Source organism: Nitrosovibrio tenuis, from assembly GCF_900109785.1.
Lineage (GTDB): Bacteria > Pseudomonadota > Gammaproteobacteria > Burkholderiales > Nitrosomonadaceae > Nitrosospira > Nitrosospira tenuis_A.
Window position 1 is genome coordinate 44,819 of sequence record NZ_FOBH01000009.1, and the last position, 14,640, is coordinate 59,458.

General features: G+C 52.1%; 12 protein-coding genes. 5 read left to right on the plus strand and 7 right to left on the minus strand.

Translation table 11 applies throughout. The annotated features are described in order from the left end of the window. Positions 1-66: 66 nt before the first annotated feature. Entirely contained in the window at positions 67-1,320 is a 1,254-nt protein-coding gene (locus tag BMX00_RS10965) for an O-antigen ligase family protein (RefSeq protein WP_090829062.1), read from the minus strand. Between the two features lie 422 nt (positions 1,321-1,742). Between BMX00_RS10965 and BMX00_RS10970 the strand changes: the two genes are divergently transcribed. Both BMX00_RS10970 and BMX00_RS10975 read left to right on the plus strand, forming a co-directional pair. Further along, complete coding sequence (locus BMX00_RS10970) at positions 1,743-3,083, plus strand: hypothetical protein (RefSeq protein WP_090829063.1); 1,341 nt, start codon at positions 1,743-1,745, stop codon at positions 3,081-3,083. Between the two features lie 99 nt (positions 3,084-3,182). Continuing rightward, complete coding sequence (locus tag BMX00_RS10975; protein ID WP_090829064.1) at positions 3,183-4,253, plus strand: phospholipase D-like domain-containing protein; 1,071 nt, start codon at positions 3,183-3,185, stop codon at positions 4,251-4,253. Between the two features lie 242 nt (positions 4,254-4,495). Here BMX00_RS10975 and BMX00_RS10985 read toward each other — a convergent pair whose 3' ends face one another. From BMX00_RS10985 to BMX00_RS10995, 3 genes are read right to left on the minus strand one after another with little or no spacing between them, the layout of a single operon-like run. Then, entirely contained in the window at positions 4,496-5,332 is an 837-nt protein-coding gene (locus BMX00_RS10985) for an SDR family oxidoreductase (protein ID WP_090829066.1), read from the minus strand. Continuing rightward, complete coding sequence (locus BMX00_RS10990) at positions 5,329-6,315, minus strand: Gfo/Idh/MocA family protein (protein WP_090829067.1); 987 nt, start codon at positions 6,313-6,315, stop codon at positions 5,329-5,331. The genes BMX00_RS10985 and BMX00_RS10990 overlap by 4 nt, the downstream gene beginning before the upstream one ends. Continuing rightward, positions 6,312-7,028 carry an acylneuraminate cytidylyltransferase family protein gene (locus BMX00_RS10995; protein WP_090829068.1) on the minus strand — a complete coding sequence of 239 codons (717 nt, stop codon included), beginning with the start codon at positions 7,026-7,028 and terminating at the stop codon, positions 6,312-6,314. Before BMX00_RS10995 ends, BMX00_RS10990 begins: the two co-directional genes overlap by 4 nt. Positions 7,029-7,527: 499 nt before the next feature. On the opposite strand from BMX00_RS10995, the gene BMX00_RS11000 reads away from it, so the two are divergent. The 3 genes from BMX00_RS11000 to BMX00_RS11010 all read left to right on the plus strand — a co-directional run bounded on the left by BMX00_RS11000 (position 7,528) and on the right by BMX00_RS11010 (position 11,148). Further along, positions 7,528-8,928 carry a surface carbohydrate biosynthesis protein gene (locus tag BMX00_RS11000; protein WP_090829069.1) on the plus strand — a complete coding sequence of 467 codons (1,401 nt, stop codon included), beginning with the start codon at positions 7,528-7,530 and terminating at the stop codon, positions 8,926-8,928. A gap of 145 nt (positions 8,929-9,073) precedes the next feature. Then, complete coding sequence (locus tag BMX00_RS11005; protein ID WP_090829070.1) at positions 9,074-9,952, plus strand: N-acetylneuraminate synthase family protein; 879 nt, start codon at positions 9,074-9,076, stop codon at positions 9,950-9,952. Then, positions 9,952-11,148, plus strand: a complete 1,197-nt coding sequence (locus BMX00_RS11010; protein WP_090829071.1) for an N-acylneuraminate cytidylyltransferase — start codon at positions 9,952-9,954, stop codon at positions 11,146-11,148. Before BMX00_RS11005 ends, BMX00_RS11010 begins: the two co-directional genes overlap by 1 nt. A 78-nt stretch (positions 11,149-11,226) precedes the next feature. Here BMX00_RS11010 and BMX00_RS14895 read toward each other — a convergent pair whose 3' ends face one another. Genes BMX00_RS14895 through BMX00_RS11020 form a run of 3 tightly spaced genes read right to left on the minus strand, consistent with a single transcriptional unit; the run spans position 11,227 to position 14,417 of the window. Continuing rightward, complete coding sequence (locus BMX00_RS14895; RefSeq protein ID WP_245728018.1) at positions 11,227-12,198, minus strand: hypothetical protein; 972 nt, start codon at positions 12,196-12,198, stop codon at positions 11,227-11,229. A 1-nt stretch (position 12,199) separates the two neighbouring features. Next, positions 12,200-13,213: a diacylglycerol/lipid kinase family protein gene (locus BMX00_RS14900; RefSeq protein WP_245728019.1), complete on the minus strand. Its 1,014-nt coding sequence runs from the start codon at positions 13,211-13,213 to the stop codon at positions 12,200-12,202. Next, positions 13,188-14,417 (minus strand): CDP-alcohol phosphatidyltransferase family protein, encoded by a 1,230-nt coding sequence (locus BMX00_RS11020; RefSeq protein ID WP_090829072.1) that lies wholly within the window; start codon positions 14,415-14,417, stop codon positions 13,188-13,190. The genes BMX00_RS14900 and BMX00_RS11020 overlap by 26 nt, the downstream gene beginning before the upstream one ends. Between the last annotated feature and the right edge of the window lie 223 nt (positions 14,418-14,640).

Genomic DNA, 14,640 nt, shown 5'->3' on the forward strand with positions numbered 1-14,640 from the left:
TCGTCCTGGCTGAATGGACAGTCGGTCAGCATCCAGTTGGCAAACCGGTTTATGCTGTTCCTTCGTTCAAAATATTCCCACGCGTTTGTATTCCCAAGTTTTTTCGCCCATGTTTTTCTTTTGCCAGACGATGGCAACAGCGGTAATGACAAGAAGGAAGGTGACAACTTTAGTATAAAGCGCGAATGTATCCGTCAAACCCGATATGAAAATGAAACACACCAAAGCAGCACCCGGAATAGAGAGACTATGGGCTTTGAGTGTTTGAAACCAGCTCCGCAGGAGAAAGGCAAACACCAAGAGGCCAAATGCACCCAGATGCATCCCAATCTCAATCCAGTCGTTATGATAGTGAGAAGTTTCCATATACTTCGGCAAATCCTTGTAGATCCCCCCTTTGTAGGTCATTACAGTTTTTTCGAAGTATCCTTCCGGTACTCCCGTCCCATGGCCAAACAGCGGCTTTTCGGCAATTCCATGCAGGCCGACGTCCCACACGGCGAATCGATACCCGAGGCTTGTATCGTATTTTCCCTGCTGTGAGAGTTCGATATCGGTCTGGACCTGAGCCAACCTTTGGTACAAGCCGCCACTGTATGCGAAAGCCACGGCCGTGATGATAAAGCACACGGCAATGCTCAAAAGCACTTTTTTTTCTGATTTGTAGCGCAGAAAAATCAATAATCCCGATCCCAGAAGCGTGGCGACAAGCGGTCCTCGGCCATGCTGATTAAACTGGACATATAACAACAATAATGTCAAAAACCATAACGCCGATTTTATTTTTTTATGGTTGCTTTCACCCGCCAGATAGATTGATATGATGATGCCAATCCCAAGCATCGACGAAAAGGTAAGATAGCTTATATCCAGAGGCGGGATGCCTTGTTCACCGGCAATAACGCACTGGTAAATGCCAATCATCAGAACGATGGCATAACCTGAAACCAGACCGCCGATTGCCCAGGGCAAACGGTCTTTATTCAAAAGAGACAGAAAAGGAATGAAGACCAGCAATGCAAAATATCTCCTCCATTTCAAACGCCCCGATTCAGGGTAATCCCCCCACAGAATTCCCAGCGCCAGCGCTGCACACAAAATGAGTATCGCCAATACCAAGGGCTCTTTAATAATCTGACCCAACCTGCGATGGCCGTTGTCAAGAATCCACACCAGTGCCACAATAAAACCCGCACTCATACTCATCCATTTCATCCACAAGGCTATGCCGAAAAAAAGCAACACAAACTTTGCCAGAATGTTTTGCCAAGCCTGGGCATTTGGCAACAGGCTGGAAGAGCTGACTACTTTGTCATGCATCGCAAGCCTCTGATCAGTACTTTCCTGAACATATTCATATACCAGTCATTCCGCGGCTTTTTCAAACAAGACTATGATCGAGCACTGAACTTAGGATGGCGCAAGATGAGGCAAAACCGCGGTGCAGGAGCTTGTGAATCAGACACTGAATCAGCGCCTGATTAGGCATCCAGTTGATGCTCAGTCCATAATCGAGTTGGCAACCTGACGCTGAGCTGGCAAAATCTGCGGTTTATCCGGAGCTTCTCATGCTTATCCCGGGCGTGGTCAACGTTGCACGATTGCTGTGTACTCGGAATATTAATCCCGGCATGCCGGCTCTCAATCTCTGTCCTGTCTGAAATGGCGAAATCGGATCCGTTTTTCACTCGTCAGATAGAACATGATCTCGTCTTGGGCCGGTGTTTGCCCCACTTTTCATAATGAAAGCCCTTTTTTTTCTCCGCCATTATAACGATATCGATCACATCACACCGGTCATCTCAAAGTGGATCGAGTCAGGTCATCACTGCGATGTTGTCCTGGTAGGTCATCCAAAGTTTCGCAATGACTACCGTATCGAATTTTTGAATAAGCTCGATCGTGTCCGGCTCGCTCATATTCGAGATCTGTTGCCTCCGCCGGAATTCTTGCGATGGCGGCTACAGATGCTCCTCCTGACCAACGGTGCGCGGCGCCTCTTTTTTATTGGCAGGCTTGTTGGAATACTGGTCCAAACATACAACGCCAAACGACGTGAGCCAATCTGGCGGAACACCACCAGGCGATTGCTCGAACACAGCTTTGGCGAAGGCGGCAAGGGCGTGGTGGTCTTCGACTGGATCACGAGAGATTCGCCTATCTCGGTCGAATGGGTCGAGACAGTCGTCGCGACTGCACGAGGCATGGGCCTTGGCACGGTATCGCTGCCGCATGGAGACAGTCCTCATGCCAACCGGCTGATACGTCATCATGAATGGGTCTTGAAACCGGATGCTTTATTTTCGGCCGCAAGAATATTTGACAAACTTGTCGTGCCCAACGAGTTGTGCGCAACGCGCTTTCGTCCGTTCCTGGATAACCAGGCGATCGCCGTATTGGGGTCCCCGCGCTATTGTGATGAATGGCTAAGCAAATTGGCAAAGTTGTCCCCGCAGCGCCCGCAGGGGGCTGGCTCCGAGGGACGACTCAAGATCGTCATCTTCTTGAGAAAGAGCAACTTCACCACGTTCTGGGAGGAAGTCAGCGAGGTCGTGGGAATGATCGCCGCTTTTCCCGGCGTCGAATTGGTGATCAAGCCCCACACACGCGGCGGCTGGAGACAGCCCCTGACCGGAAATGCCTCTCTGCGCCAGCTCTCGAATGTGAGCGTCGCGGCGGACAGCGTCCACTCGATCCATCTGATGAATTGGGCGGATGTCATTATTGATCTTGCCACCTCGGTGGTATTTGAAGCCGTCAAGGCAAAAAAACCCGTGCTGGCGGCCGATTACCTGCATGCTGGCCGTTCCGCGCTGGCCTACTATATGCCCGAGACAGAGTTAAAGTGCCGGGATGACGTGTACAGAAGAATCGACGAATTTCTTTCCAACGGCTGCGAATCGTTTTACGTGGAGGAGCACCGGCAGCGCTTCATCGATGAGATGCTTCATGCCGGGGGGGCAGATGTATTACCACGTTATGTGGCACTGCTCGAGGAACAGGCGGAACGGATAAAAACGGACGAAACGGGCAGCACAGGTGGAACAGGCGCTAGCGAAACAAGAAGCCTGAAACGCGCGTGACCGAGCTACACCCTTGACCGAAACCATGCATGACATGCGAGTGGCCCAGGCAACCATTTGGCTCAATGCCAGTCGTAAAATTTCTATTGCGCAGGCCCATTGAATCGATCTGAACTTGGAGACGAATTTTCCTCCGCGATCTATTTCGGCGGCCCCGATCAACCTCCGGGCGCCCTGCGCAATGTGCTGGCCGCGCATGTCGCGGCTGTTCCCCCTGGTGGTTCCATCAATTGGGTTACCTATTATTTTCGTGATCTTCGTTTGGCCGAAGCCCTGATTCAGGCGTATAAACGGGGTGTCAATGTCACCCTCAGCCTGGAAGGCAAACCGCGCATTCCGCACGCCAATGACGCCGTGATTGCCATGCTTTCGGGATCCGACGGGTTGGGCGATGCGCTTCGCGTCGTGACCATCACCGGCATACCATCACCGGCAAATAAGTCATGGAAGCCCCAACTACACGAAAAACTCTACTGTTTTTCCCACCCGAAACCCGTTGCCTTAATCGGTTCTTTTAACCCATCCGGGAATATGCCGGAAGAGGATCCCGAGATCATCCGGGAGATAGGTGACCAGGACCGCGGCTACAATGCGCTGATTGGGCTCCGCGATCCGACGCTGGTGGAAGAGTTGGTGAAACACGCAAGGCATCTTCACCAGGCGCCGCCGGGCCTCTTTTACCGGTTCTCCGCCGACGCAAACCGGGCCATCCATAGCCCGGATACGACGATTCATCTCTGGCCCCGCGTGCGTCCACATCCGGTCGTGCAGTTCCTGAGTCAGGTTAATAGTAGCGCTCGTGTCCGTGTCGTGGCATCGCATATCAGAACAGAAGCCGCTGTCGACGTGATGATAGGGCTCGCCAGGCGAGGCGTGGCACTGGAAATATTTGCGGAGTCGACGCTCAGACGTGTCACACCGAAGGTGGAACGGCGGCTGGCCACCGTTGGAATCCGATTCAGGCGTATCCGAAATCCCGAACACCTTCCCATGCACCTGAAATTCGTATTAATAGAGGATAGTGATCGCGCATGGTCGATTTTTGGCAGTTTTAATTGGACTAAACCCTCATTTTGGCTCAACCATGAGATTGCCGCCATCTCGAGCGATCCTGCGATTTTTCAGGCTTTTGCCGGCCGTTGGGATGTGTTGGAAAACGAAAGAGGCTGATGCGGAAAGAAATTGCGCAGTATTTGCTTGAGATTGCCGCCGTGGACCCAGCGTTTAAGTCACAAGACGAGGTTCCGCGTGAGCTTGTGGGGAGTCCTGTCTATCGTTGTGATGCGATTCCGTCATGCAAGCGAATCAGCGATTCGCACTTTTGCATCCGCGGCTCGGTTTACGAAAACTCATCTCCGTTGAAAATCAGTCTGGGAGTTGCATCCAGCCGCGACGGGTTTCGGGCAAGGCGTTTATAATGCTGTCCATCCGCCATCAATGACCAGATTTGCTCCTGTCATATAACTTGAAGCGTCCGACGCCAGGAAAATGATTGCCCCCCGATATTCGTTTTTTTCCGACATGCGGCCAAGGATGGTCCGCGATGAATAATTATTTGCAAACTCATCGTCATGTTGATTCCAGACTCCGCTGGGCGTGAGCATGTTTATGCGGATGGACGTATTCATGTAATAGGCGGCCAGAAATTTCGTCAACCCCAGCAGGCCTGCCTTGCATACGGAATAAACCGCGGGTTTATATGTCTGGTGTTCCTGGCCCGCCTTTTTGTAGATGCGCTGGTCCGGCCCCACCAGCCCGTAATTGGACCCGAGAAAAATAACAGATCCCTTTCCGGATTTTTCCATCACCTTGCATGTGGCTTGGGCGAAGAGGAAGGCGCCGGTTAAATTGACATCGAGAGATGCTTCCCAAAGCTCTCTTGGAAGCTCCGTGAATTTCGAAAAACGCGATGTATCGGAACCCTGTTCAAATTTTGGGTCAATCGCAGCACTGTGGACCACGGCGTCGATCCGATTGAAACGGGCTTCACATAACTGCGCAATGGATCGGCAAGAATCGGCGTCGGTCACATCCAGAACCTGGACCCATGTTTGCGTGTCCGGAGATGCGGACGCTATTTCGCTTTTCAGCGATTCAAGCTTGCTAATGTTCAGATCACCCATCACCAAATGCGCGCCAGCCGATGCAGCCGCGAGAGCGAACTCCTTGCCGAGGAGGCCGGTGGCCCCGCTGATAAGCACCACGCGGCCTGTGAGGTCGAAGGGTGTTCCCTTGTAAGCTTGATTCATAACGAAACCTTCTGATGAATTTGAAGGGACTTTTTGACCGCTAGAGCGGTGTGCAGTACATCGATGCCATCCTGCAAGGTGACCCGCGTAGATGATCTCCCGGAAAAGCTATCGATAAATTCCTTCATCATCGATAGAAATAACTCATTCCGGTCCCAGGTTGGCGGTAATTCGATTTTATCCAGGATCTGCCCATTTTGTTTCAGGGTGGTAAGGCGCGCGGGATAGTCCCAATCCACGATGGCCTTTTCAGCGACAATGTTCATATGGCGAACAGGTGGCTTTCGCCAATAATCCATCCGGAGCTGAACACAGATGTTCCGCTCGGTTTCGTACGTGATGAGGGCGGTATCTTCCACAGTGAGTTCGAGAGAAGTTCGATGCCCTCCGACGGCAAAGACGCCCCTGGGTCTTCCAAAAAGCCAATGCAAGTAGTCCAACTCATGTATAAGGGTCAGGACAACTCCTCCCCCCTGATCCGCGCGGGCTGCGTAGGTCTGCCGGTAATCTTCCCAAGGATGCCAGTCTGGCAAATATTCCCCCAGATCGACTTGCACCGAATAGATCTTTCCGAGTTTATCCTGGTTGATCCACTCTTCGATTTTTTGCAGCCCCGGATGCATACGGAGCTGACATCCCACCAAAACCTTCGGGTTATTTGAGGCGAGGTAGCGTGTGAGCTCGGGCAGTCGCCGTTTTTCGTGGGCGACCGGTTTTTCAATGTAAACGTGGGACCCTGCCTTAAGTGCTTTGATGAGCGTTTCCAGATGGAGGGAGGTCGGGTTGGCTACCACCACGAGGTCGAATTTCTTGCTGAGCGCGAGATCGATATCCTGAAAGACGGTAACGTCTTTGGGGATGATCTCCTTTGGCGGTGGGAGATTACGGGTTCGCACGACGCCTAGTTCGTGAACCCCGAGTGTATGCAAATTGTTGAGGTGCCTGACGCCAATGGAGCCAAGGCCAACCACCAAAGCTTTCAAATGACGCTTTCCCGTTTTTCCATCAAGAACTCGGCCAGTTGAAACGAGTATTCATCGTCGATATCGATGGAATCTTTGCTGTCGATTTTAAGCGGTAAAACATGTGTGCCTGTAAGGGAATTTTTTTCCAGAATGGTCCGGGTGCGAATCAGGTCGAGATAGCCGATTTGCCAGTACACTTTAGGCAAACTTTGCCTGGGCTCGTTGAAGGGCTCGGCGATCCGTGGAATGCTCAGTAGAGGCCGCATAAAACCGTCCTCCGCGATGGTCCACATCTTGTAGGGATTTTGCCCCGGCTCAATGACTCCTCGAACCGAGTCGGCTGCCATATTCTTTTTCAACAGGTCAACGGCTTCTTCTACCTTCGCAACGCTACGGGAGGGAGATGTGGGACGAAATTGAAAAATGGCATCTGGAAGAGGAACCCGATTTTGCTCAAGCCACTTGAGAAAATGCTGAAATACGGGCAAATCACGCGTGTCATCCTGTGCCAGTTCACTGGGTCTCAAGAATGGTACTTCGGCACCGGCGTTTCTGGCGACCTCGGCAATGGTTTCCGAGTCCGTGCTGACGAAAGTTCTTTGAATCGAAGGAGACGCGAGGGAAATTTCTATCGAGTGGACAATAAGCGGTTTTCCCCGTAAAAGCCGGATATTCTTATGGGGTACGGCTTTGGATCCTCCCCGTGCGGGAATGAGTGAGTAGATCAACATCGGCTATGTAGTGCATTGCTTCCGGTGGGTCGGGCGGCCCATTTCGGCCGAAATGATGCGCTTGGGGTAAATTGTTGTCAAGCGACGGGATCTGAACTGTTTTGGCATGAATTTTTGCTGACCTCGAGATTTATGCGATCGATTCGAATATTTCAGGCTGACTAGGTATAATTACGAACCCCATGACTCCGGGATTCTGTCTCATCTTATAACTCCCCAGTCAGAGGATGGAATCCCTTCCCTGTTCTGATGGGCCAGTGGCTTGTATTGAAGAGTCGAGGATTATATCGGAGAGGTTCTGGTAAAGGCGAAGCAGATGCAATCGATACCGCGAGGTATTAGCCCAGCCAACGCCCCCATGTGACCGCGGCGGAACCCCAACGTTTTCGTCTATTGGTTTGAATCGTCATCTTGCGCCTACGCAGTGCGATGGAGATAGCAATAAGCAATTCCTGGGATAGCAATTCCTACATTGCTAAATTGAAGTTCTGAAAAATGTATGAGAAATTCCGCCTCAACCCTCATTATTCCGGTTGAAAATCAGGTTCGCGAGCTGGACGCGAAACTCCTGCTGTCCTGTGTAGCGGCGGAACGCGGCTTTCCGGTTATTATCGGTTCACGTGCGTTCGTTCATTTCGAGGTGGCATCGCTTCCGCGTGGTGTGTATCTTGCGAAAAGCATGCGCAGCCTGAGCAACTCGATGTTCAGGATTTTGCGTATGCTCGGCCACGAGATTGTCGCATGGGAAGAAGAGGCGCTGGTTCATCCGCCAGCCGAAACCTATTTCACCCTGCGGCTGTCTCCGACGACGATCAGTAATGTATCCCATGTATTTGCCTGGGGTCAGGAAAATGTCGATTTACTCCAGCAATACCCGCAGCTGCCTGCAAACATGCCCATCCATATTACCGGAAATCCGCGGGGGGATATATTGCGGCCTGAAATGCGCCCCTACTTTGATACAGAGGTGGAAAAGCTCCGTAATCTTTATGGGGATTTCATCCTCATTAATACTAATTTTACTGATGTAAATCCCTTCATTCCCAATATTGGCTTGTTCGTGCCATCGAAAGACGGGCAGAAGAAATCCCGGCGCGGCCAAGCCGGGATTGGAATGAGCCGCGAGTTCGCCGAAGGACTGTGGGAGCATAAACAAGCAATACTGGAAGACTTCAAGCGGCTCATTCCGGCCCTCGAACAGGCTTTTCCCCATCTGACAATCGTGGTCCGGCCGCATCCAAGCGAAAACTTCAAGGTGTACAATGACATCGCTGCGAAATGCCAGCGAGTAAAAGTCAGCAACGAAGGGAACGTGATTCCCTGGCTTCTGGCTGCAAAAACAATGGTGCACAATGGTTGCACGACGGGATTGGAGGCCTATGCACTCGGGGTGCCCGCCATTTCTTACCTTTCCACATTTAATGAATACTATGACTATGACTTTCAAGGCTTGCCCACCAAGCTAAGCTATCAGTCGTTCAGTTTTGAAGAACTGCAAACGACTTTGGCTGGGATTCTTAATGGTGAACTGGGAATGGCGGGGGGTGAGGAGCGCAAAACGCTCATCGATTATTACCTGGCAGCTCAAAATGGGCGTTTGGCCTCCGAGCGCATCGTCGATATCCTTGAGGACAGCGGCTATGGTGAAAAGCAGCCGCCCGCATCCCCGGTCGGAACATATGTGCGGGGTTGGGCGCTTGCCAAGCTAAAGGCTTCGGTCACAAACCTGAACATGCGCCGCCCCGGCCCCAACAGGCTTTCCTACCATGACCATCGCTTTCCCGGAATCTCAATTGCGGAGATTGAGCAGAAAATCGCACGTTTCGGCCGTTTATTGAATCGTTTCCGCACCATCCGGGTCCAACAACACTCGAAACATCTGTTCAGGCTCCATGGTTAATTGTTAATGGATGCCCCGCTTCTCACGATCTTTCTTTTCAAAAAACTTCCCGCATCTGTATGATATAGTGGCGCGCCTGCAAAAATCGGGCTCAGATTAATATATTTTTTTATTTAAAACCAAAGGATTAATCGCAAATTTGTTTATGAAGACACCAAAAGTCATTGCTGAAATAGGCTGTAATCATAAAGGGGACATTGAGATTGCGCGAGAAATGATAGGAATCGCGGCCACATTTGCAAAATGCGATTTCGTAAAGTTTCAAAAGCGTTCGAATAAGGAATTGCTCACCCCTGGAGAGTACAACGCACGCCATCCAAACCCTCAAAACAGTTATGGTGAAAGCTATGGCGCTCATCGTGAATTTCTCGAATTTGACATAGACCAGCATCAACAATTACAACAATGGTGCCAGGAGTTTGGGATCGGCTATTCGACATCGGTCTGGGATCTTACCTCAGCAAAAGAAATTGCCAGCCTCAATCCCGAATTCATCAAGATCCCCTCAGCGTGCAATCTCAATTTTCCCATGCTGCAGTATCTGGCCACTCATTATGATGGAGACATTCACATATCCGTGGGCATGACCACTCCCGCTGAGCAGGAGCATATCGTGCAGTTGCTGGAGGAATGCGACGCCGCTAATCGGGTTGTGCTATACGCGTGTACATCCGGGTATCCCGTTCCTTTCGACCAGGTCTGCCTGCTCGAGATACAGTCGCTCAGTGAGAAGTTCGGCTCGCGCGTCAAGGAGATTGGGTTTTCAGGTCATCATCTCGGCATTGCCATTGATATTGCAACTGTCGTTTTGGGCGCTTCCTGGATTGAACGCCATTTCACATTGGACCGTACCTGGAAGGGAACCGACCATGCCGCCTCGCTGGAACCGGATGGGTTGCGCAGGCTGGTACGAGACGTTCGCAATGTCTGCAAGACATTGAAGTTCAAGGAAGGTGAAATGACGGAAATTGAGCTTGCGCAGCGCGACAAACTCAAACGCGTGCAAGGGGTACACTTCAACTGATGCGCTGGGTAGCTTTGATGCCTCTGCGTGGAAATTCCGAATCACCTCCTGGAAATAGCGCGCGCAACATGGCGGGACGGCCGTTATTCGCCTGGACCCTGGAACAGGCCCTCGCGGCCGAGTGTTTCGATACAATCTATATCACTACTGCTTCACCGGAAATTCGCCAAAAACTATCAGATGAATCTTTGTTGGCAAATAAGAGGGTTGAGGTTCTTGATTATTCCGATGCGACCGGTGCCGGTACCGGGGATATAGACAGTGCCCTGTTTGAGTTTCAGCAGCATGCCGCTTTCGATGTCGTGTGCCTGATCCAGGCAACCTCGCCTCTCACCCGCGCGGAAGATTTTCGCGCCGCGAAGCATCAATTTCTTGCGGAAGATCTGGATTCGCTTCTGACTGCCGTGCAGTCAAAACGTTTTTTTTGGACGCGGACAGGTACACCAGTTGATCATGACCCCATGAAACGCTCTGCATCGCAAAATCGCAAAGGCTATGCGGTGGAAAATGGCGCCTTCTACCTGACCCGGGCGAAGTGGCTCAAAGATCACGGCTGCCATTTGGGTGGCCGCATTGGCATCCACGAAATGGCCGCTGAGACCGCAATTGATATAGGCGATGAAGCAGGCTGGAGTGTTGTCGAGCGACTTTTGGCAAAACAGAAGCTGATATCGGCCACCGCCCGTGCTTCGCAGGTTAAAGCGTTGGTACTTGACGTGGACGGCACGCTGACCGATGCGGGCATGTACTACGGACCTGCTGGCGAGGCACTGAAGAAGTTTAATACACGTGATGCCCATGGCTTACAGCTACTGCGTGAAAAGGGGGTCAGCGTTTGCATTATCAGCACTGAGGATAGTCCCGCCGTTGCAGCCAGGATGAGAAAGCTGCATATTGATGAATATTACCCAGGCATACGTAATAAATTTCCCCTTCTCCTGGAGTTGGCGCAACGCTGGGGCATCTCCCTGCTAAATATCGCATATATCGGCGACGATCTCAGCGATCTGGAATGTTTAAGTCATGTAGGTACAGCTTTTTGTCCTGCGGACGCCGTTCCTGAAATTCTGCGTCAAGCCCATTACGTTTGTGAGTGCTCAGGCGGTCATGGCGCTGTCCGAGAAGTGTGCGATCTGATCCTCAAATCAAGCGAAGGCACACCATGCAGGGATCTGGACGCAGAGAAATGCCAATGATGTGCCTGGACGAATGGCCCGCTCATACGGAGATCACTTCAGTTTCAATACCTGACTTGGCGTTTGAGCGCTGGGCAACTAGCGCAGCACGCCACGCCGCAACAGTCTCCAGGATACCTTCAGACCCCAGAGGACGGGGTGGCGCCGCAGCATTGGCGTTACCTCAACGCGAACACCGGTATGACGCTCGATCTTCCACGCCGCATAATTAATGCTGTCGTTAAAGGTAAACGCCGCCTTTGTAAGACGAAGCACGGATAGAATTTTTCCCTGCCAGCGGCGCAACCGCCAATGCAAAAGTGAATGTTGGCGCTTCACCGTATCTGTCACGCATCGATAATTTCCGCCTGCCAGTATCTCCAGCGTTCCCGCTAACGCGGGCGCAGCGCACCGGGTGAGCAATGCATAATCCTCCAGATTGATCTGCACCAACTGGCGCGCGCGCGTGGCGCGCTCCGGCCGCAATTCCGCGCCGTAGGTCTGCGTCAATCCATTGATCCAGATTACTTCGGCATCGGCTATGGATGAGCCGAGCACAGGAAGGCTGGATTTGAGGAACTTCACCACAGCATGAGCCAGAGCTTGATGAATACGCCTGCGGCTGGCTTCATCACGGGCATATAATAAACGGGAGGGTTGAGCAAAGCGAGCCCATAGATAAGGGTGAAACCAATACCGCGTTCCACGCTCGAAATCCGCCATTGAGACGACTGCATACTTGGCCCGGAATTTCCTTTCACCGTTAGCCACTTCCAGGTAGAAGACGTTCGGCGGTAGCCATGCGTTGAAATAACGTAGATAGCGTTCAGGATAGGCATCACTGTAGCTGTTCACCACAACATAAAAATCTGCGACCCCATCACCGATCTCATGGGAACGCAGGCAGGACCCATAAAGCAGAACCGCCTCCAGTGACGACCCGAACCGTGATTTCAATGCTTCAGTCAGGATAAGAAAGTCTCCCGATACGGCCTTGGAACTCAACGAAGCCATTTCCGAGATGAGATCATCCGGAAGTTGCTGCTCGTCTGTCGGTAGGGTCCTCGGCATGTTATGAGCCTGCGTTTGCGCGAGCCGCAACCAGAAAGGTAACCGGACCGGCCGGGGTAATCCGCAATGGTCCACTTTGGCTCGCTGCGCGATAGGATTCGCCATCGACGATATAGTCGTCGTCTATCAGCAACTCCAATACCTGCTTATTGCAACTGTGATAACCGTTTTTCTCCTCGAGGGCGCCCCGGCGGCCGAAAAGTAGCTGCATTAACGAGCGCAGAGGACGCTTGCGCTGCTCCCGGATAAAAGTTACGTGCAACGGCTCCGGCTCCTGCCCCCAGTACGGCCGCATGCCAAACAGCAGCCGATCGAGGGTACTGGCGAAAAGAAATGCGAATGACCCTCGGTGAAGCTCGATATTTCTTTCAATGATGGACATTTGGACCGGCGCCCATGCCCCGCTACGACGCCCCAGAAGCACACCGGCCAAGTAGCCAAGTGTAATGATGGCTGAATAAATTTCCCCGGTAATACCCAGCTGCTTGATCCTGCTCTGCGAGAATATCACCGCTCGGGCAATAAGCCCCACGCCGAAGAACATTCCATAAACTTTTGCTGCCCCGGCTTGTTCGATGCACAGTACATGGCGCTGCAATAGTATGGGCGGGGTCTCCTTCATTAAAAAATCCTTCAATTGCTGCAGGATGGATTCGGGGCTGCCACAAACACCCAGGTCGAGCGCTGTCATGTTGGTGGTACCGCCCGGCACGACTGCCAGCAACGGCCACTCGGCGCGTGGATGCGTTGCGAATAAATGACACAATACTCCTTGAACCGTACCGTCTCCGCCAACAACGACCAACAAATCAATACCGGCACCGATGAAGGCATCAACCGAAGCGTTAATCTCAAGCGCATTCGTTACTTCCCTGCAGGTGGCACCCGGTATTCCGGACAGCGCTTGCCTTACTGACTCCTTGCGCTTGCGAATACGTCCGCTAAGCGGATTGAAAAGCAAGCCGATTGAAGCTGTTCCGGAACCCAGTCTATCTATCCGTGACTTCTCTGCCATTTGTCGTAATCATTAGAGGAACAAAAATACGAACAGCCAATTTCCCATCGTCGCGGCCAGGAACGATCTCCTCAAACCACGAGTGTAACGGTCCGCCGGACCGCCGTGCTTGCCAGCCCATCAGTACCCGCCCAGCCAGAAAAACGGTTGAAAGCAGATGCCAGACCACGACGGACCCGAGCCCGATGTCCGGCCTGCCTATAAGCCAGCCACTTGTCAGCAGGATCAGGTTGGGATTGCGCCGGGCAGTGATGAGCCGGTTAAAAGAATCAATAGGACGCCAGATGAAGATATCAAATGATGCCAGCCAGAATTGAAATGCGCCTTCACATAATCGGCCACCAATATATCCGACAAGTATAAGCACGATCAGTACCGGCAAATCAGGTGTCGCCGTTAACCCTGCTGGCAGGCCGACCCCCCAGGCAATATACCAGAGTGGTGGATGAATAATATCCAGACCGTGATCAAGCACATCTCCAATACGGCTTGACGTAACCGTTACCCTCGCCAGTTTTCCGTCGACGGTGTCGAGGAAGGTCATCAGCCATCCCATCAGCAGACCTATACCGTAGTGGCCATACCAGAAGGCGATTCCGGCCAGAACGGCAAATAAAAGACTGAGCAGTGTGACATGATTCGGCCGTAATCCGAAGCGCACGCAAAAACGCGCAGCCCAGAATGCCGGGACAGGCCAGAGCCATTTCGTCACAAGATCGGTCACACCTTTGTATGATCGGGCAAATAATTCTGATTCGAGCGTTTCGCGGGTTTTACTACTGATCGGCAATATGTAGGGGAGGTCTCTTTTCTTAAGGTTCTGCCGGAGGCCCAACAAATTCAAATCTCTGAGGGAATGACAAGGTAAGTCAGCGCAAGCCTGTCCTCTTCCGCCCGCTATGAAGTCTGCCAGCACGTGCTGCACATTGCCTTCGGCAATCCGTAGAGCAACCGGCTGACGGCTGTCAGTGATCAGGATGAAGCTCGTTTGCGCGTTGATCAATGCTTCCAATACGCTGGCATCAAACAGATGATCCGCCCGTAACAGCAGCGCGGGACACTGCACAGGAATCTCCCCGGGGTCGTCGGTCAGCCTGGTTTGCTTGAACGGCTCTAGCATCCGTTGCAGACGCTCGCGCCCGCTCAAGCCCCAGATGTTCGTTTCGCTATCGCCGATGATAAAAACATAAGTGGTCGGTGGCATTTACGATGGATTCGCTAAATTAAAAAAAGGGGGCAATTGCCGGATGTAGGGTTATGGCCGCTTGTTCGATAGAGATTGAGGTAGAAGTCATACCGTTCCACCGGCAGTGGCCCCGTCATCCGCGAACTCAGGCTATATACTGTCCCGCTCTTATCTGCCACGTTACAGATAATTACCATCTGGCGGGCTATGGGCTTTTCACTTTCCAGAAAAAGTTGGGAGG

Bases quoted from the DNA above. Each gene is read 5' to 3' on its own strand.
- BMX00_RS14900 (WP_245728019.1), bottom strand. From the start codon at position 13,213: ATGGCAGAGAAGTCACGGATAGATAGACTGGGTTCCGGAACAGCTTCA.
- BMX00_RS10965 (WP_090829062.1), bottom strand. From the start codon at position 1,320: ATGCATGACAAAGTAGTCAGCTCTTCCAGCCTGTTGCCAAATGCCCAG.
- BMX00_RS11010 (WP_090829071.1), top strand. From the start codon at position 9,952: ATGCGCTGGGTAGCTTTGATGCCTCTGCGTGGAAATTCCGAATCACCT.
- BMX00_RS11000 (WP_090829069.1), top strand. From the start codon at position 7,528: ATGAGAAATTCCGCCTCAACCCTCATTATTCCGGTTGAAAATCAGGTT.
- BMX00_RS10995 (WP_090829068.1), bottom strand. From the start codon at position 7,028: ATGTTGATCTACTCACTCATTCCCGCACGGGGAGGATCCAAAGCCGTA.
- BMX00_RS11020 (WP_090829072.1), bottom strand. From the start codon at position 14,417: ATGCCACCGACCACTTATGTTTTTATCATCGGCGATAGCGAAACGAAC.
- BMX00_RS14895 (WP_245728018.1), bottom strand. From the start codon at position 12,198: ATGCCGAGGACCCTACCGACAGACGAGCAGCAACTTCCGGATGATCTC.
- BMX00_RS11005 (WP_090829070.1), top strand. From the start codon at position 9,074: ATGAAGACACCAAAAGTCATTGCTGAAATAGGCTGTAATCATAAAGGG.
- BMX00_RS10985 (WP_090829066.1), bottom strand. From the start codon at position 5,332: ATGAATCAAGCTTACAAGGGAACACCCTTCGACCTCACAGGCCGCGTG.
- BMX00_RS10970 (WP_090829063.1), top strand. From the start codon at position 1,743: ATGAAAGCCCTTTTTTTTCTCCGCCATTATAACGATATCGATCACATC.